Raw genomic sequence first — 17,790 nt, 5'->3', positions numbered from 1 at the left:
GGTTAAAAAAATATTTTAATCAATCAAAATGCTTTTTTATTCATTTATATTAGGTTCGATTTCTGAAAAAAACATATGATCAAAATCAAGTATAAATTCTCTAATACCAATTGATCCTTGACGATTTTTGGCAATAATAACTTGGGTGTGTCCAGAAGAATCGGGTTTTTTGTCCTTTTCATAATAACCTTCTCGGTACAAAAACATTACAATATCGGCGTCTTGTTCAATTGAACCTGAATCTCTGAGGTCAGCCAAAATGGGACGTTTGTCTTCTCTTTTTTCTACATCCCTTGATAATTGTGAAAGGGCAATAACAGGAATTTTTAATTCACGTGCCATTTGTTTTAAACTTTGAGAAATTTCTGCTACTTCTTCTTGACGGTTGTGTTTATTAGTTTTGCGGATAAGTTGCAAATAATCTATCATTACAATATCAAGTTTGTTTTGACTTTTAAGTTTGCGACATTTAGCTTTAATATCTAAAATATTTACTGTAGCTGAATCATCAAAATAAATATTTAGATCATCCATTTTTTCCATTGATATTTCTAACAAAAATTTTTCTTCTCTGTTTGTGTTACCCAATTGAATTTTTTTGTGCTGTATTTTTGATTGAGTGCTTAACATGCGCATAGCTAATTGTTCGTTTGACATTTCTAAACTAAAAATAGCAATATGAGGGGATTGATAATTGTGTTTGGGATTTGCAATTCTGAGAGCTAAATTAAGCATAAAAGTACTTTTTCCCATGGAAGGACGAGCAGCTAAAATAATAAATTCTTCGGGCTTAAATCCTAAAGTAATATTGTTGAGATTATCATATCCAGTGGAAAGACCTACTAAATCTTTATGGCGTTTGGCAAGAATATTTTTTTCTTTAATTTCTTTTAACAAAATTTTTAATTTTAATAATTCACTGGTTTTTTTGTTTTTAGTTAAATTAAAGATTTTTTCTTCTGAAAAATCCAAATATTCTTGGACATCAATGTTTTCGTATCCTTTTTGTGCTAATGAAGTGACAGTTTCGATAATTTCTCTTTTTAAAGCAGTTTCCTTAATTAAATCAATATAGGTTTCTATATGTTGAGTAGAAGGCATCAAATCAGATAATTCATTTAAATAATCGATATTTCCTATTTGTTGTAATAATTTTTCATTGTCTAAAATAGCACTTACTGAAGAATAATCAATTTGTTTGTTAGTTTCATGCAAAGTTTTCATTGCTCTAAAAATATGTTGGTGATGAGAGCTGTAAAAGTCAGTTTCTGCAATCATATCTAAGGTAAAAGCTATTTTTTCAGGGTTTAAAAGTAAAGCTCCTAACAAAGCACGTTCTGCTTCAGGACTTGAAGGAGTATTTTTAGAATAATTGGTCATTTGCTTTTTCTTTCAGTCACATTAAGGAAAAAAGTAGCCTTAATTTGATCAGTTAGAAAAACATCAACAGGATAAATACCAATAGCAATGATTTCGCCTTCTAAAGATATTTTTTTGCGGTCAAGAGTAATATTATGAACTTTTAAAAATTCTTCAGCAATTTGTTTGAGAGTAATTTTTCCATAAATTTTTCCTTTAGGTCCTAATTGAATATCTAGAGTAATTTTTTTGTCATCAATTTCTTGTTTTAATTTATGCATTAAAAGTTCGTGATTACGTTTTTGTTCTTGTTCTAACATTTGGGATTGTTTAATTGCAGCTAAATTGGTTTTGTCTGCTAAAAGAGCTTTTTTATTTTGAATTAAAAAATTGCCATAACCATTATTAACTTTAATAATTTCGTGTTTTTTTCCTTTATTAGGAATGTCAGTTAACAAAATAATTTCCATATTCTTTTCACCTTTTTCATATTCTAATTTTAAAAAATGTTTTAAAGTATCTGTAACTGTTTTGATATTAGTTCCTTCTAATTGAGTAGCAGCGCTATTGAGATGTCCTCCACCTTCCATTTGTTCCATGATAGTTTGAACGTTAATTTCATTGTAAGAACGAGCACTAATTGCTATTTTATTATCTGCTATTTGAGCTATCATAAAGGCAGCATCAACGTTGCGAATGTTTAGAACACTTTCTGCCACTTGAGCTAAAAAAGAACGATTTTCATAAATTTCAGAACTTTGAATAATAGCAAATCTATCCATAAAAATTTCCATTTCAGAAATCAGTTTATTAATTTCTAAAACTTTATCAAAGTCTTTACGTAACCAACTTTTAACCTCAATTGCATCAGCGCCTAAATCTTTTAATTTGGAAGCTACTTCAAAAGTTCTAGAACTTGTACGATAAATAAAAGCGTTAGTATCAATTAAAATACCTGCATACATAATGCTTGCTTCAAAAGCAGTAATGTGGACTTCTTTTTCCAAAAATCCCATAACTTCAACAAGCAATTCAACAGTTGAAGAAGCAGATGATTCGACGTAAGAAAAAATAGAAGGAATAATTTCTTCGGTAGCGCGGTGGTGATCAACAACTACAATATTGGACGTTAGTGACAAAAGTTCGGGACTATTTACCATATCTTTAGTTTGAGTATCCAAAACTGCAATTAAGGAATTGTCTTTAATCATTTTGGAGGCTTGTTGGGTTGTAATAATATTTAGAGATGTTTTTGCCTCAGTTTTAATTAATTGATTATAAACAGGAATGAGGCTTTTGTCTAATTTTTCTTCATCAAGGATAATATAATTGTTGCTTTCAGGATGGATAGTGGTTGCAATTTTGTAAAAAGCAATGACAGAACCCAAAGCATCAAGGTCGGTGTGAGTGTGTCCCATGATAAAACAATGGCGGTGTTTTTTCAAAATATCGACCAAATTTTGGGCATTAATACGGGCATGAACTTTGGATTGTTTACTTAAAGAAGCAATTTTGGCACCAAAATATTTAATTTTTTCATTTTCAATATTAACAACTACTTGATCGCCACCCCTTTTTTGGGCTAATTCAATTGCATTTTGACTGTAGGTAGCCAGTTTTTCATATGACAAATTCCAACAAGCAATTCCCATAGAAAGAGTAACTTTTAATTGATATTTGTAAGAAATGTTGCGGATGGTATCCAAAATAATAAATTTATTTTCTAACATTTTATCTAAGTTTTGGCGGTTAAGAAGAAGTAAAAAACGGTCGTCTATCAATTGTTTTAAATAACCTTCATAAGGTTCAATGTAATCAGATAAAGCACTTAAATATTCACCTTGTATTTGTGATTGTTCTGAAAGATCATAACGAATTAAGGATTCTGCTAAATTATCAAAAGTAATCATGGCAAGAGCTAAGGTTTTTTGTAAAAATAAATGTTTGATTTGTTCTTTTTCGGTAGCATCAAACAAGTAAAAAACATTTAAATCTTTTTTATAAAAACATTCAAATTTTTTGTTTTCCAAAGTGATAATAGTTTTGGGGATTGCATCAGAAGTGCTTATTAGTTGTGCCATATTTTCATTAATTTGAGCTAAGGGCGAATTGATTTCAGGATTTTTCAAAATAAAACTGGCGTAAGGATTGAGCCACTGAATTTCTTGACTAGAAATATCAATTAAAACAATACCAATAGGAAGTTCGTTAAGTACTTCTTCTCCAATTTGACTTACGTGAAAAGATAATTTAGACCATAAAGAAAGTTTGTTTTTTAATCTTTTAATTTGGGCGTTTTTTTTAATGTGAAGCAAAAAACTGATAACAAAGGATGCTAAAATGATTTTTCCAAAAAAGTTAAAAATGAAAAAAATGATTTTACGACGCATACCACTCATTTCGCTGGCAGTATTTTGGGTTGGGTTTTGATTGTTGGTTAATTGATTAATTGTTTCGATAATTTCTTGGATATTTTGGAAATCCAAACAAAAAAGAATTAAAATTAAAACAACAATTACACAAGCAATTACAATAAATTTTGTGTTATGTTTATTTTTAGAAAACATAATTTTTTTTGCCCTCATTTGCATTTAAATAATTAGATAAATTTGGTTTTTAATATTTGCAATTAATAAAAAAAACAGGATGCAACACCTGTTTTTATTGTTTGATAAAAGGAATTAAAGCCATATGGCGAGCTCTTTTAATAGCAATTGCCAATTGACGTTGCCATTTAGCAGAAGTATTTGTTACTCTTCTAGAAAGAATTCTTCCACGGTCAGTAATAAATCTTTGTAAAAGTTCTATGTCTTTAAAATCAATTTTAGTTACTTTGTTTTCAGTAAAAAAACAAACTTTGCGACGTTTTTTAAAAGTATTTTTTTTATTGTTGAATTTCATTTGTAGCTCCTTTTGAAATTGAAAATATTTATTGTTGTTTGGTTTGGTTCTCTTGTATTTAATGTTTTTGTTTTAAGATTTGATTGTGATATTTGTTTATTATTTTATATCAGTTAATTTAAGAATTGTTTTTAATTTTAGAAATTGTCATAAGCATTATCAGGATTTTTTTTAGATTCTAAGAATTGGACATTGTTACAAACAACACTAGTTTGCCAATTAGTTACACCGTCTTTTTCCCAAGTTTCTACTCTAATGTTTCCTTCAACACCTATTAAAGCACCTTTAGAAATATATTTTTCTAAATTTTCAGCTTGTTTACCAAAAACAGTACAATTGATAAAATCAGTTTTTTTTTCGCTAGAAGCACTTACAATTCTATTAACTGCCAAAGTAAATTTAACAACATAAGTACCACTATTAGTATTTTTTAGTTCTGGGTCTTTGGTAATGCGACCTACTAAAATAACTTTATTAATCATATGAATTAAACTCCTTATTCTTTATCTTTGATAAAGATAAATCTAATAATTTCTTCAGTAATTTTAACAATACGATTAAATTCTAAAACAGCATCATTATCTGCTTTTACCATTAACCAATTGTAATATCCTTTTTTATGATTATCAATAAGATAAGCTAGGTCTTTTAATCCTATTTCGTTTTGTTCCAAAATTTGATTTGGGGCTTGTAAAAAAACATTTTGCAAAGTGTCATTAATTTTTTTAACGTCTTTGCTGTCTAAATTGGGGCGTAAAATATACATTATTTCGTATTTTTTCATTTTTTTCTCCTTATGGCCTACGCGGTCTTTATCTCTAAATTGTAAAGACAAGGAATAAGCATTTTATTTTATAATTTATAAGACATTAATATTATAACAAAAAAATATTTTTTTGAGTTAATTAGATGACAAAACTTTAATATTTATAGGTTTTTTAGTTGGATAAGGTAATAAAAAAATAAAAAAAGTAATTTTAAAGTTGGGAATTTTTGTAAAAATGAAATAAGATGTGAATAAAATTGATGAAAAATAAATAATTTGTTGTTTTATTAAGTGTTTTTTTTAGTTAAAATAAAGTGTATTCAAAAATAAAAACAAAAGGAACTTATAAAGAAAATTGGTATGATAAAATACCTTTATCAAATAAAAAATGGTTTTGGATAAGTGTTTTTATTGTATCTCAATTAGTAGAAATATATTTAGATTCTCAAAATAGTAAAATAATTTTTTGAAAACTTTCAAAATAACATCATAATAAATAAAATATTAAAAGATTAAATTACTTATTAAAAATAAATAATTTGATCTTTTTTTTGTTCTTTATAATTAAATCTTATCTGAAGTTTCTTTTTGATGTTGAATTAATTTTTGTTTTTTTAATTTATGATTATCAATAGCTTGATTATAAACTTCTAAAACATTAGTTACAAAAGTCTTTTGAGTATATAAATTAACTGATTTTTGAGCTTGATATGATAATTGTTTAAAATTATCTGGATTTTGATATAAGGAAGTAAGAATTGTAATTAATTGTTCTTGGTTATGATAAAAAAATCCATTTTGTTCATGTTTAATTACTCCTTCTAATGCTTGATCAAAACGCACTACACAAGGCAAAGAAGCAGCTAGTGCTTCAATATATGTAAGTCCTTGAGTTTCAAATAAAGATGCATTAATAAAGACATTTCCTAATTGATAATAAATTCCTAACTTATCATAAGCAACAAATCCTAAAAAAATGATTTTATCATCTAAATTAAGTTTTTTGGCTTTTTTTTCTAAATTTTTTCTTTCAGGTCCATCACCAATAATTAAAAATTTACTTTTGGGATTTTGAAGGTGAAAAGAAGTAAAAGCATCCATCAAATAATCAATTTCTTTTTCAGCAGATATTCTTCCTACATAAAGACATACAAATGAATCTTTAAGTCCTAATTGTTGTTTTAATGAAAAAACTTTTTCTGGTGAATGATTGTGACAATAAAATTTTTCTAAATTAAAACCTGTTGGAACAATTTGATAATTGATTTTAGAAGTATCATTAACTTTATTAGAATAGCGATTTTCTAAAAAATACAACACTTTTTTAGTAGGTAAAATATTGACATCACTATTAAAAATAAATTTAGTAAAAAGATAGTCTACATATTTTAAAATGGGTTTTTTAAAACATTTAACAATAAAAGATTTTTGAGTATCAAAAAAGGCAACATACATTGTGTGTGTTGTATAAACTAAAGGCAAATTTAATTTTTTTTTAGCTAAAAGTCCTAAAGAACCTACCCCAAATTCAGTATGAACATGAATTACATCTAAATTAAGGGCTTTGATTTTAAAAAGATGTTTTTTATAACTTAAAACCCAACGATAATCTTTAAAAATTTTAAAAGGCAATGGCATTCCTTTAATTCTTATTACGCGAGAATCTTTTTCTTGTTTGACTTTTGGACAGTTAGTTGTAATAATATAGACTTCATGTCCCAAAGCTTCCAAACCTTCTCTTAGAGAATCACAAGAAACAACAACACCACTAATTAAAGGTTTATATGAATCGGTAAAAATTCCTATTTTCAAACAAAAAACCTCCTTATTATTGTCATTGTCATACTTTTTTATCTTAATGAAAACATAGCAAATTGTAATAGTAATAGCAACAAAAATAAAAAATAAATTTATATTTTTTAATAACTAAAAAGTTGAAATAATTAGGGAATAAGGAAAAATAATAAAAAGGGTAAAAATAATTAATTATGGTTATTGTTTTGGTTATTGTTTTCTTTATTAGTTTTTATCGCTTCTTTATAAATTTGGATCATTTTAGAAGCAAAACTTGTTTGATCATAATTAAGTATTGAGTTTTTGGCATTCATAGACATTGTTTTAGTTTTTTTATTATCATTGTATAAAAGACTTAAATAATTGATTAATTCTTCTTTTTGATGATAAAAAAAACCATTATTTCCATTATCAATTAAACCATCTAATGCTTGATCGTGTCTAGCTAACAAAACCAAAGAAGATGCCATCGCTTCTACAAAAGTTAAACCTTGAGTCTCAAATAAAGAAGCACTCAAAAAACAATTTCCCAATTGATAATAAATTACTAAATTATCATAAGGAACAAATCCCAAAAACAAAACATTATTTTCGATTTGTAATTGTTTTACTTGTTTTTGGAGAGCTTTTTTTTCAGGACCATCGCCAACAATCACAAATTTACTTTGAGGATGATTTTGACAAAAAGAAGCAAAAGCACTAATCAAATAAGAAATGTCTTTTTCAGGTGACAACCTACCTACATAAAGACAAACAAAATCATTTACTAAATTAAATTTAACTTTTAAAGCTTGAATTTCTTCTAAAGAGTGGTTTTGGGAATAAAATTGTTCTAAATTGATTCCTGTAGGAACAACATTATATTTTCCTTTGATATTGTAATCTTTTTCTAATAAAGTTAAAATTTTATGAGTAGGAACAATTGTAGAATGTGTTTTGGAAATAAATTTTTTTAAAGCTTTTCTATTAGCTAATATAAAAAATAATTTAAATATTTTTATTCCAATATTTTTGCTTTTATTAAAAAAATATTCGTGCATGGTGTTCATAGTATAAACGGATGGTATATTTAATTTTTGAGAAGCATAAATACCTAATTTACCCATAGGAAATTCAGTATGAATATGGATAATATCTAAATTAAGATCTTTTACAAGAGATAAATATTTTTTGAACCTCAATACGACACGATGACCTTCAATACCTTTAAAAGGTATTGGTATTCCTTTAATTCTTATTATTGAAGCATCTTTTTCTTCATAATTCTTAGGTCCTTGAGGAGTAATTATATAAACTTTATGTCCTAATTTTTCTAAACTATCTTTATGAGATTTAACAGAGATAGGAATACCTCCAATAATTGGTAAGTATGTATCAGTAAAAAAACCTATTTTCATTTTTGATTCCTCTTTAAGTTTTTTAAAGTTGTGTAAATTAAATTTGATGTTTTTAAAATATTAAAAATATTTAAATATCAAAAAAATGAATTACTTCTGAGGCAAAATATAGAGAGCCTATAATTAACAATAAATCTTTACAATTTTGAGTTTGGTTTTGTTGTAAAAAATCCTTCAATTTGTCTTGCCAATCAAAAACTTTTGTAATTCTTTGTGGAGCAATAAACAAATATTTTTGTACTAATTCAATACTATTTGGATGATTAAAAGTTGTTAAATAAATGTGGGCTTTGGGAATTTTTAATAATTGGCACAACATAGAAACTACATTTTTGTTTTCCAAAGCAGAAAATAAAATAGAAATGCGGTAGTTACTAAATTGTTTGATTGTTGTTTGGACTAATTTTCTTATGGCATGCACATTGTGAGCACCATCTAAAATAATTAAAGGATTTGAATTTAGTTTTTGCATTCTGGCTGGAATTTGAGTTTTGCTAATGCCTGTAAAAACATTTTGTTCTAAGAAAGGAAATTTTTTCAGCTGACAAAATAAATAATAAAGTTTGATTGCCATTGCAGCATTTTCAGGTTGATATTTTCCTATTAAAGGAGTTTTGATGGCTTTTATTGTGATTTGTTTTGTTTTAAAATTAAAACATTCTTGCCAAGTTTGCATTCCTAAATAAGTTATGTTGTAATCTTTTTTGAATTTATAAATGGGAGTTTTGTTTTTGATGGCTTGTTGTTCAATAACTAACAAAGCTTTTGGAGAAATATTTCCTGTAACTAAGGGAATTTTGGGTTTAATAATTCCTGCTTTTTGAAAAGCAATTTCTTTAAGAGTTTTTCCTAAAATATGTTCGTGATCTTTGCCAATGGTAGTAATTCCAGTTAGGATGGGATAAATAACATTAGTACTGTCTAAAAGACCTCCCAAACCTACTTCAATTACACAAACATCAACTTTTTTATGATAAAAATAATCAAAAGCAATAGCGGTGATAATTTCAAACGGAGTAATGCTAAATAAAGCAGAATTGGGACTTGCTTGGTCTACTAACTTTTTAATTTTACGAACCCAAATTATTAAATCATTACAAGAAATAGTCTCGCCATTAATTTTAATTCTTTCTTTGTAATTTTGAATATGAGGAGAAATAAAAGTTCCTACTTTGGAACAACTTTGTTGCAATAAAGAACTTAAATAATTAACAGTTGAACCTTTGCCGTTAGTACCTGCAATATGAATCATAGCTAATTTTTTTTCAGGATGATGTAATAATTTTAACAAAGCCAAAACACGCAAAAGTCCTAAACGCATGCCTAAATTTTCTCTTTTTTCAATCCACAAAATAGCTTCTTTTATGTTAGTTATTTCAGTAATCATTTTTATTTTCCGTTTGTCTGCATTTATTTATATTTAGGATTTCTTTGATATTATTAAATTTTTTAAATTACTAAATGTTTGATAGAATGTATTTGTTTAAGGTGTTTTTTTAAATTGTTTTGTTTTTTTGAATTTTTAATATCTATTGTAAATTTGTTTTTATTAGTTTTTTATTAACTTATTTTGAACTACATAATAAATTAAAATTGTAAATACAAGTTTATTATACCACAAAAAATATTGCAAAAATAAGGTTCAAAAGCAAAATAAGGATAAATTATTACTTAGTAAAATAAAGTAAGCAAAAAAAATAAATATTAATTTGACTAAATAAATAAAATAGTTAGAGTCAATAAAAATCATATTTTAAAAAAAGAAACTTTCAAAAATATAAAAATGTTATAATATTACTGTTATACTTTTAAATAATTTTTTAAAAACAACATTATACTAACAAGAAATAAAAAAATTATTAAAAATAAAAAAGGATTAAAAAATATAAGTAAAAGTTTTTCTAAATTAATCAAATATTATTTATCTAAAAATTAAAAAACAATATTATAAAGGATTTTTTATGTTTATGTATAAAAATAATTTAGATACAAATACAAACAGAAAAGCAAAAAATGTTTTTTCAAAAAAGTTTTTAGTTTATGTGCCTTTAATTATTTCTTTTATCACTTCTCTTTTGGCTATTGATACAATTTCATATGATAAAAATAAAAGAAATTTTTTTACTTTAGGTTTATTCACAAGACAAAACACATTATCAGTGAATATCTTTTTACTCTTATCTTTAAATAATAAATTTAAAAAATCAAAATATTACCTTTATTTAAGTTTTGTTTGTTTGATTAATTGTTTAATAGTGATGTTTTTTTGTTTAATTGAAACAAAAACAGGTACTTTGAAAATTAATTATTTTTTTGAACACAAAATTTTATCTTTGATGTTTATATTTTATTATTTTTTCCGAAACAAAAGCATAATAAAATTAAAAAAAAATTATGTAGGAATAATATATCCTTTGATTTATTTTTTAATAATGTTTATACTTATAAAAATTGATAATGAAAAGTTAAATCCTTATTCGAGAGAAATAACAAAATATGAAATTAACGAGTTTATGTTATTGTTTTATGCTTTTCTAACTTCTATAATGATATTAATAATTAGTTTCTATACAATTATTTTAAAAAATAAAATCATCAAAAATAATGATATTGTAGTTATCAAAAAATATAAAAGGTGGTTTTATTTTTTAAGTATTTTGGTTCTTTCTTTTTTTGTTTTCTTTAATTTTATAAAATAATTTATTTTTATTATTTTTTTATATCGTTTTTTTAATTCTTAATAAATTATCATTATAAAATCCAATATTATAAATAACAAAAATAACAGGAGTTTAAATTATTAAAAATGGAAAAACAAACTTTACAAAGAAACAATTTAGAAAAAAAAGAAACAAATAGTAAAAATAAATATCTTAAAAAATATATATTATGGTTTTTATTTATTGTTTTAATTCAACACATAACTTGGTTTGGTTCTTTATATATAATTGAAAAGAATAAAAATGGTTTTTTTAAAACAATTATTCTAATTAAAGAATATGGTAATGAAGAAACTAATAATTATTGGGTAAAAATATTAAATTTAAATATTAATGGAAGCAGTGGATTCCCTAGTTGGGAATTTTCTAAATATTTTATTTATATTTATATCATAAGCTGCTGGTGGTGGTTTTTAATTGCTCCTTATTTGATATATAAACATTTAGATAAAAAAATAATATTTCAATTATTCATTTCTTATTTTATAATTTTAGCTATTAGTTTTATTTTATTTTTTGTTTTCCCAGTTCAAATGTTGGATAAGTTTTTATTTAAGGAAAAAAAAAGTTTTGTAGATTTTTTAATTCAAAATTTATATAAATATGATTATCTTCATCTTAATAATTTACCAAGTTTTCATGTTAGTTTAAGTTGGTTATGTTATATTGGTTTTCGCCAAAAAAATAAAAAGAAAATCCCTAAAATATTAAATTATGGACAATTATTTTATGCTATTTTAGTTTTTATTTCTACTTTTGTTTTAAAACAACATTATATAATGGATGGAATAATTGCAATTATTTTAGTAGAAACTACTTTCTTTTTAGTTGGTAAAAAAATGAATAATATTAAAAAAGAATATCAATTAAGATAATCTTTTTTTGTCAATAAATTACCTATAATAACCAAAATAGAAATAAATTTAGAATTGCTGAGCACTTTTTTACAAAAAAAGTTATAATGATTAGTTTCTAATAAAATACACAGGTAAAAGAATTAAAGTTTTGGTTTTGGAAAAACCAAAATTATTTATTACCACCATTATAACATGATAAAAAACAAGATAGTACGGATTATATAATTAAAATCTAATTATGAACATTTTCAGTATAATAATTTTGTTCTATATTTTGTATATTATAATAAGAATTTGGATGGTTTGTCAAACACTCTTTAATTTCTTCTAATATATATCCAGCTATTTTCAAATCAAATGATCTATATTCAGCATTCATTAATTCTTTCAAAGAAAAACCATTATTTTTCAAATATTGTGCTGGATATTTAGCATTTTTAAAATCTTTTGCATCATAACCTGCATCTTTTAATTCTTGAAAAGGAATAAATGTTTCATTTTGCAATGGATTTGGTGTTTCATATTTGTATCCTAAATCATCAAGTGTATATCCCGCTTCTTTAATTTGTTGAAAAGTAAAACCTGTTTATTTTAATTTAGGAGGATTTATATATATTGGTGTTTCTTTTATTTCTTGTATGCTAATGCCACCTTTGGCAAAATCTTTCAGATTATAATTATATAATTGCATTTCTTGCAAAGTAAAACCAACTTTATCTTTTAAATCTCTTGCACTAAATTGTTTTAAATAAAAAAAACTTTCTGTTTGAGGATCTAAATTTTTTATTTCTTCCAAACTATAACCTGATTTATTTAATTTTTTTAAACTAAAAATTTCTATTAATTGAGGAAGTTGGTAACCAATTTCTTTAAAATCTTCTACATTAAAACCTTCTTTTACCAATTCTTTGTCTTCATAATCCCCTTTTTGTCTTAAATAACTTATAGTGTATATTTGTTTTCCTTCATTATTTTTAATATATTTAAGATCAAAAGCACCAAACAATGTTTTTAATTGTTCTAAAATTTGTTTATAAGAAAGACCTTTTTCAATTAAATGTTTTAAAGTATATCCTACTTTTTTTCTTATTTTTTATTTTACTTTTATTTCTACTTCTTTATCTTTAAATTGTTTAATTTTATATGTTTTTACAATTAACAAAAACCCACCTAAAAATAAAATAATATTTAAAACAATAAAAGAATATATTATATATTTAGTTTCTTTTAACTTTATTATTAATGTAGACATTTTATTATTCCCTTTCTTCATCATAATCTTTTAATTGTTCTTTGCTAAAAAGACCACTTTTTAATAATTCATCTCTACTAAAATCTAATTTTTTTAATTGTTCTTTTTCTAAATATTTTTCTAAATCGCTAATTTTTTTTCATCTAATAATAAATTTACTTTTTGATCTGATTCTTGTTCTGTATCTCTTTTATTTTGTTGTGTAAATTTAAAATATGAAACTCCTAAAAAAATAATCACTACAAATAAACACAATATTAAAATATTAAAAGGAGTTATTTTGGATTTAATATATTTTACTTTAAAATTTAATTTAAACTTCATATTTGCTCCTATTTTGTTTTTTATAAATATAATTATAATAAAAATAAAAAGATAATTTATAATCTTTATGATAATTATACCATTTTTTATTACTATTAATATTTATATAAATAAATTTACTTAATAAAATTATAATTACTTAGTATTTTTCTTGCAAAAAAAACAAGCAAAATAAAAGTAAGGGATAAAATATTTTTTAAAAAAGAAAACAATTTTCAAAAGGAAGCAAGGAATAAAATAATATGAATCAAAATGTAAAAAAATATTAACTATTTTTATTTATTGCTGCTTTTTGAGTGTTTGCAGTTTTCTTTTATATCAATATTTTAAAAAACCAAACAAAGTGCCATCCCAAATAAAAACAACAACAACCAAACCATCTGAACAAAAACCATCAAAAAATAAACCATCAAAAAATAAACCATCAAAAAATAAACCATCAAAAAATAAATCGTCATCTTCTAGTTTAGAGATAACAACTTTTTGGCAAGATCCAAAACCAGAAACAAAACAAAATACAAATACATTAAATACATTTGAAAGTAATCGCAAAGAGATTACCCAAATTCAATTTGATAGAATTATTGAAGAAATATTAAATGATTTAAAAAGCATGTCATGGGATAATTGTGTAGCTAAATATGAAACAAGAAATGAAAAAAACATATTTCCAAACATTGAAAGAGAGTATAGTTAATTTTTAACTTGGAGCAAAGAAAAAGTAACAGAAGATAACAAAAATTATAACCAACAAAATAAACAAAATATATTAAAACAATGCATTAAAAACCTTAAAAAAGAAATTGAAAAAGAACTAAAAGAAATATATTGGTTTAAATATTAAATCATTTGTAGTAATTAATAACTAACTGTTTCATTTATTTAGACAATTAAGATTAACACTGTTCTTTTTATTATCTTGCCATTATATAACAATATCAATCATTTTCGAAAGGAATAGGCAGAATCAAATGAATAGAACTATCTTTTTCCAAAGTAGTAATAATAAATGGTTTTAAGGGATTATCAAAATAAAAAACTACTTCTTTAACTGATAAAACTTTTAAAACATCTTCTAAATATTTAGCATTAAAAGCAATTTGGAAACTATTTGCACTAACTTTTAAAGGAATAATTTTTTCCAAAGCAGTTCCCAAACTTTCACTAGAAGAAGAAATTTCAATTGAATTTTGTTTAGTTAAAATAAATTTAATAACATTAGTACTTATTTGTTCTTTGGAAAACAACAATGAAACTCTTTCTAAGGCTTTCATTAAATCATCTTTATTTAAATGAATAGAAAAAGGAAAATTTGTAAGTTTAATTTCTTGAATTTGGGGATAATTTCCTTCTAAAAGTGAAGTTTGAAACCATAAATTATCAATTTCTAAAAAGATTTTTTGAGTATCAGAATAAATTTTTAAATATTTACTTTGACAATGTTCTAATATTTTACTTAATTCTTCTAAACTTTTATTAGGAATAACAATATTAAAATTGTGATATTCAATATCTAGATTGATTTTTTTTTGACTCATTCGAAAAGAATCAGTAGCACAAGCTTTTAAAAGGTTATTTTGATAAATCAAGTTAAGTCCCATTAAAATAGGTCTTTTTTCATTTTTAGAAGTAGAAATATTTATTTCTTTAATCATATTTTTTAAAAAATGAGTTTCAATTTGAAAAGAATCTAATTTTTGGAAAGAAAAATCAAGTTCTAAAAAATCACAAACATCCATTAATTTTAATTTATATTCACAAAAACTAGTTTTAATTACTAAAAAATTATTTTCCATTACAGTAATTTTAATTAAAGAATCACTAATTTTTTTAATTATTTCAATAAAATATCTCCCTAAACAAGCAATTTTACCTTGTTTTTTAATTTTTAAACTTTCATCTTTAATTTCTATTTTAATTGCAATATTGCCATTATTAGCTTCTAAAATTAAGTTATTTTCTTGTGTTTGGATTTTGAGAGCATTAAAAATAGGGAAAAAAGTTTTTTGGGGTAAAATTTTTTGTATTTTTAAAAGTTGTTCCAAAAAAATATCTTTATTAATTTCTAAATACATTTATTAAACCTCATTTATCTTTTTGTTGTATTAATTATTTTATATCTTTATTAATTATTTTATATCTTTATTAATTATTTTATATCTTTATTAATTATTTTATATCTTTATTAATTATTTTATATCTTTATTAATTATTTTATATCTTTATTAATTATTTTATATCTTTATTAATTATTTTATATCTTTATTAATTATTTTATATCTTTATTAATTATTTTATATCTTTATTAATTATTTTATATCTTTATTAATTATTTTATATCTTTATTAATTATTTTATATCTTTATTAATTATTTTATATCTTTATTAATTATTTTATATCTTTATTAATTATTTTATATCTTTATTAATTTTATTGTTAATATTTTATATAATGGCATTTAAACACGTTTAAAGTTATTTTAATTGATGTTTAACTTACTTTTAATAATTTATATTACAATTTCAAAAACAGACTAAAATAAGTTAAAAATCATCGAATAATTAAAAGATACTTTTTTAAAATATAGATAATTTATTAATTCATTTTTAATTTAATTATTATTCAATTTTATTCAATTCATTTATTATTTAATTCACTTATTAAGAATTAATTTTTTTCAAAATAAGTTCTAAGGATTTTTTTAATTCATAATCACTTTGAGAATTTTTTTTAATTTTTTGATAAGCTTTAAAAACTGCAGAATGGTTTCTTTTGAAAAAACTACCAACAATATTATAAGGAATATCTTTTAATTCTTTGATTAAATACATAGCAATATGACGCGGTAAAGTATATTTTTGTTGTCTTTTTTTACTCATTAAATCACGAACTGAAATATTGAAAAAATTGCTAACAACTGATTTGATTTTTTCCAAAACATCCTCATCATAAGAAACACTTTTTTTGCTTTTAATCAAAAGTTCTAAAGCTTCATTGGCAATATTAATATCAATATCATAGCCAAAAGTTTGGGCATAATTCAACAATCTTAATAAAGCTCCTTCCATTTCACGAACATTATTAACAAAAGAAGAAGCAATCAAATCAAGGACATCTTTTTTTATTTTCAAAGGATTTTGTGGTTCAAATTCTAATATTTTCTTTTTCAAAATATTGAGACGATGATTAAAATCAGGACTTTGAATATCAACCATAAGACCAGCTTCAAAACGTGAAGTTAATCTAATCATAATATTTTTTAGTTCTGAGGCTTGTTTATCACTTGTAATTACAATTTGTTTTTGGTTTAAATAAAGATAATCAAATAATTTAAAAAACTCCATTTGAGTTCTTGTAGCACCTGCCATAATTTGGATATCATCAACTAATAAAAGATCAATATCACGGTATTTTTCGTTGAAATCCTCCATTTTGGCTTTTCTTAATTGGTTTGTAAATTCTTCAATAAATCCATCAGCTTTTACATATAGAACTTTTTTGGCTGAATGTGTTTTTTTCAAAATATGATTTCCAATTGCTTGAATTAGATGGGTTTTTCCGATTCCTGCTTTTCCAAAAATATATAGCGGATTGGTAGTTACTTTTTTTTCTTCAGCAATTTTTTTGGCAATTTTAAAGGCAAAATTATTACTTTTTCCCACAACAAAATTATCAAAACTATACTTGGGATTGGTATTTCCATAATTGTATTTATTAAAACTTATTTTTCTATTTTCAATTTCAACATTTTTGTCATTATCAGTTTTAGTTTCGATTTGGTCTTTTTCAATTTTTTCAAAATATTTATTATTTTGGAATTCATCATTATTTTCATTATTTTCAATTTTGGAAAAATAATTTTTATTCTCATTTTCTAATTTTTCTTTAAGATTTTCAAAATGTTTTTTTTCATCATCAAAATTACTATTTTTTTTATTTTTTTCTGAAACAAATTCAATTATAATTTTTTCTTCAAATTTTAATTTAGTTATTTTTTTGATTTTTTCAAAATACATTTTATATATTTTATTCTTAATAAATTCAGTTTCTACTGAAATTATAATTTTTTCTTCAATTTGGTTTATTTTTTTAATATTGGAAAATGTTTCTTTAAAAACTTCATCACTGTAAATTTTTGATAGTTCATTTAAAATTATTTCCCAAATTTTATTATAATTATTCATTTTAATATTACCTTTAATATTACCTTTAATATTTTATTTTAATTATTGTTTTTATTTGTTATATTATTTTTTTATTAAATTATTATTATTATGAAGCACATTTTTTTGTTCCTAATTCTAAAAAAAATAGCTTTTAACTTTATTTTTCCCTCAAATTAAGGAAAAATTTATTAACATTTTAGGAACTATTTTTAACAGTTTGGAAACAATTTATTTTTAATAACTATTTTTAAAA

Annotated in this window: 16 protein-coding genes; 2 read left to right on the top strand and 14 right to left on the bottom strand. The window is 23.1% G+C overall.

What is annotated here, in order from left to right; genetic code table 11:
• Positions 1-36: 36 nt before the first annotated feature.
• The 8 genes from dnaB to QN326_RS00045 form a co-directional block, all read right to left on the bottom strand.
• A complete protein-coding gene (gene dnaB / locus QN326_RS00080; RefSeq protein ID WP_034172153.1) occupies positions 37-1,380 on the bottom strand; it encodes a replicative DNA helicase in 1,344 nt (447 codons plus the stop codon).
• Entirely contained in the window at positions 1,377-3,926 is a 2,550-nt protein-coding gene (gene rplI / locus QN326_RS00075; RefSeq protein ID WP_342386573.1) for a 50S ribosomal protein L9, read from the bottom strand. The genes dnaB and rplI overlap by 4 nt, the downstream gene beginning before the upstream one ends.
• A gap of 94 nt (positions 3,927-4,020) precedes the next feature.
• Entirely contained in the window at positions 4,021-4,260 is a 240-nt protein-coding gene (rpsR, locus tag QN326_RS00070) for a 30S ribosomal protein S18 (RefSeq protein WP_342386572.1), read from the bottom strand.
• A gap of 137 nt (positions 4,261-4,397) precedes the next feature.
• Positions 4,398-4,742: a single-stranded DNA-binding protein gene (locus QN326_RS00065; protein WP_011160385.1), complete on the bottom strand. Its 345-nt coding sequence runs from the start codon at positions 4,740-4,742 to the stop codon at positions 4,398-4,400.
• A 14-nt stretch (positions 4,743-4,756) separates the two neighbouring features.
• Positions 4,757-5,044: a 30S ribosomal protein S6 gene (gene rpsF / locus QN326_RS00060; RefSeq protein ID WP_034172155.1), complete on the bottom strand. Its 288-nt coding sequence runs from the start codon at positions 5,042-5,044 to the stop codon at positions 4,757-4,759.
• A 546-nt stretch (positions 5,045-5,590) separates the two neighbouring features.
• On the bottom strand, positions 5,591-6,838 hold the full coding sequence (locus QN326_RS00055) for a glycosyltransferase (protein WP_342386571.1): 1,248 nt from the start codon (positions 6,836-6,838) through the stop codon (positions 5,591-5,593).
• 170 nt (positions 6,839-7,008) lie between these two features.
• Positions 7,009-8,217, bottom strand: coding sequence for a glycosyltransferase (locus QN326_RS00050; RefSeq protein WP_342386570.1), 1,209 nt, complete (start codon positions 8,215-8,217; stop codon positions 7,009-7,011).
• A 70-nt stretch (positions 8,218-8,287) separates the two neighbouring features.
• Positions 8,288-9,604: a bifunctional folylpolyglutamate synthase/dihydrofolate synthase gene (locus QN326_RS00045; protein ID WP_342386569.1), complete on the bottom strand. Its 1,317-nt coding sequence runs from the start codon at positions 9,602-9,604 to the stop codon at positions 8,288-8,290.
• Positions 9,605-11,023: 1,419 nt separating this feature from the next.
• Here QN326_RS00045 and QN326_RS00040 point away from each other — a divergent pair.
• Positions 11,024-11,812 (top strand): phosphatase PAP2 family protein, encoded by a 789-nt coding sequence (locus QN326_RS00040; RefSeq protein ID WP_342386568.1) that lies wholly within the window; start codon positions 11,024-11,026, stop codon positions 11,810-11,812.
• 214 nt (positions 11,813-12,026) lie between these two features.
• On the opposite strand, the gene QN326_RS00035 is transcribed toward QN326_RS00040, so the two are convergent.
• The 4 genes from QN326_RS00035 to QN326_RS00020 all read right to left on the bottom strand — a co-directional run bounded on the left by QN326_RS00035 (position 12,027) and on the right by QN326_RS00020 (position 13,370).
• Positions 12,027-12,299: a hypothetical protein gene (locus tag QN326_RS00035; protein WP_034172059.1), complete on the bottom strand. Its 273-nt coding sequence runs from the start codon at positions 12,297-12,299 to the stop codon at positions 12,027-12,029.
• An 81-nt stretch (positions 12,300-12,380) separates the two neighbouring features.
• On the bottom strand, positions 12,381-12,800 hold the full coding sequence (locus QN326_RS00030) for a hypothetical protein (RefSeq protein ID WP_011160378.1): 420 nt from the start codon (positions 12,798-12,800) through the stop codon (positions 12,381-12,383).
• Between the two features lie 87 nt (positions 12,801-12,887).
• Positions 12,888-13,046, bottom strand: a complete 159-nt coding sequence (locus QN326_RS00025; RefSeq protein WP_157084473.1) for a hypothetical protein — start codon at positions 13,044-13,046, stop codon at positions 12,888-12,890.
• Between the two features lie 120 nt (positions 13,047-13,166).
• The gene (locus QN326_RS00020) at positions 13,167-13,370 is read right to left on the bottom strand and encodes a hypothetical protein (protein WP_342386567.1); all 204 of its coding nucleotides are present in this window, start codon (positions 13,368-13,370) and stop codon (positions 13,167-13,169) included.
• Between the two features lie 343 nt (positions 13,371-13,713).
• On the opposite strand from QN326_RS00020, the gene QN326_RS00015 reads away from it, so the two are divergent.
• Positions 13,714-14,067 carry a hypothetical protein gene (locus tag QN326_RS00015; protein ID WP_342386566.1) on the top strand — a complete coding sequence of 118 codons (354 nt, stop codon included), beginning with the start codon at positions 13,714-13,716 and terminating at the stop codon, positions 14,065-14,067.
• A gap of 241 nt (positions 14,068-14,308) precedes the next feature.
• On the opposite strand, the gene dnaN is transcribed toward QN326_RS00015, so the two are convergent.
• Together dnaN and dnaA are read right to left on the bottom strand one after the other, a co-directional pair.
• A complete protein-coding gene (gene dnaN / locus QN326_RS00010) occupies positions 14,309-15,445 on the bottom strand; it encodes a DNA polymerase III subunit beta (RefSeq protein ID WP_342386565.1) in 1,137 nt (378 codons plus the stop codon).
• 586 nt (positions 15,446-16,031) lie between these two features.
• Entirely contained in the window at positions 16,032-17,555 is a 1,524-nt protein-coding gene (dnaA, locus tag QN326_RS00005; protein ID WP_342386564.1) for a chromosomal replication initiator protein DnaA, read from the bottom strand.
• Positions 17,556-17,790: the final 235 nt, after the last annotated feature.

Origin of the sequence: Candidatus Phytoplasma asteris (assembly GCF_038505995.1) — a bacterium.
GTDB classification, from domain to species: domain Bacteria; phylum Bacillota_I; class Bacilli_A; order Acholeplasmatales; family Acholeplasmataceae; genus Phytoplasma; species Phytoplasma asteris.
This window is presented reverse-complemented; position numbering and strand designations above follow the sequence as displayed.

Bases quoted from the DNA above. Each gene is read 5' to 3' on its own strand.
- dnaB (WP_034172153.1), bottom strand. From the start codon at position 1,380: ATGACCAATTATTCTAAAAATACTCCTTCAAGTCCTGAAGCAGAACGT.
- rplI (WP_342386573.1), bottom strand. From the start codon at position 3,926: ATGTTTTCTAAAAATAAACATAACACAAAATTTATTGTAATTGCTTGT.
- rpsR (WP_342386572.1), bottom strand. From the start codon at position 4,260: ATGAAATTCAACAATAAAAAAAATACTTTTAAAAAACGTCGCAAAGTT.
- QN326_RS00065 (WP_011160385.1), bottom strand. From the start codon at position 4,742: ATGATTAATAAAGTTATTTTAGTAGGTCGCATTACCAAAGACCCAGAA.
- rpsF (WP_034172155.1), bottom strand. From the start codon at position 5,044: ATGAAAAAATACGAAATAATGTATATTTTACGCCCCAATTTAGACAGC.
- QN326_RS00050 (WP_342386570.1), bottom strand. From the start codon at position 8,217: ATGAAAATAGGTTTTTTTACTGATACATACTTACCAATTATTGGAGGT.
- QN326_RS00045 (WP_342386569.1), bottom strand. From the start codon at position 9,604: ATGATTACTGAAATAACTAACATAAAAGAAGCTATTTTGTGGATTGAA.
- QN326_RS00040 (WP_342386568.1), top strand. From the start codon at position 11,024: ATGGAAAAACAAACTTTACAAAGAAACAATTTAGAAAAAAAAGAAACA.
- QN326_RS00025 (WP_157084473.1), bottom strand. From the start codon at position 13,046: ATGTCTACATTAATAATAAAGTTAAAAGAAACTAAATATATAATATAT.
- QN326_RS00020 (WP_342386567.1), bottom strand. From the start codon at position 13,370: ATGAAGTTTAAATTAAATTTTAAAGTAAAATATATTAAATCCAAAATA.
- dnaN (WP_342386565.1), bottom strand. From the start codon at position 15,445: ATGTATTTAGAAATTAATAAAGATATTTTTTTGGAACAACTTTTAAAA.
- dnaA (WP_342386564.1), bottom strand. From the start codon at position 17,555: ATGAATAATTATAATAAAATTTGGGAAATAATTTTAAATGAACTATCA.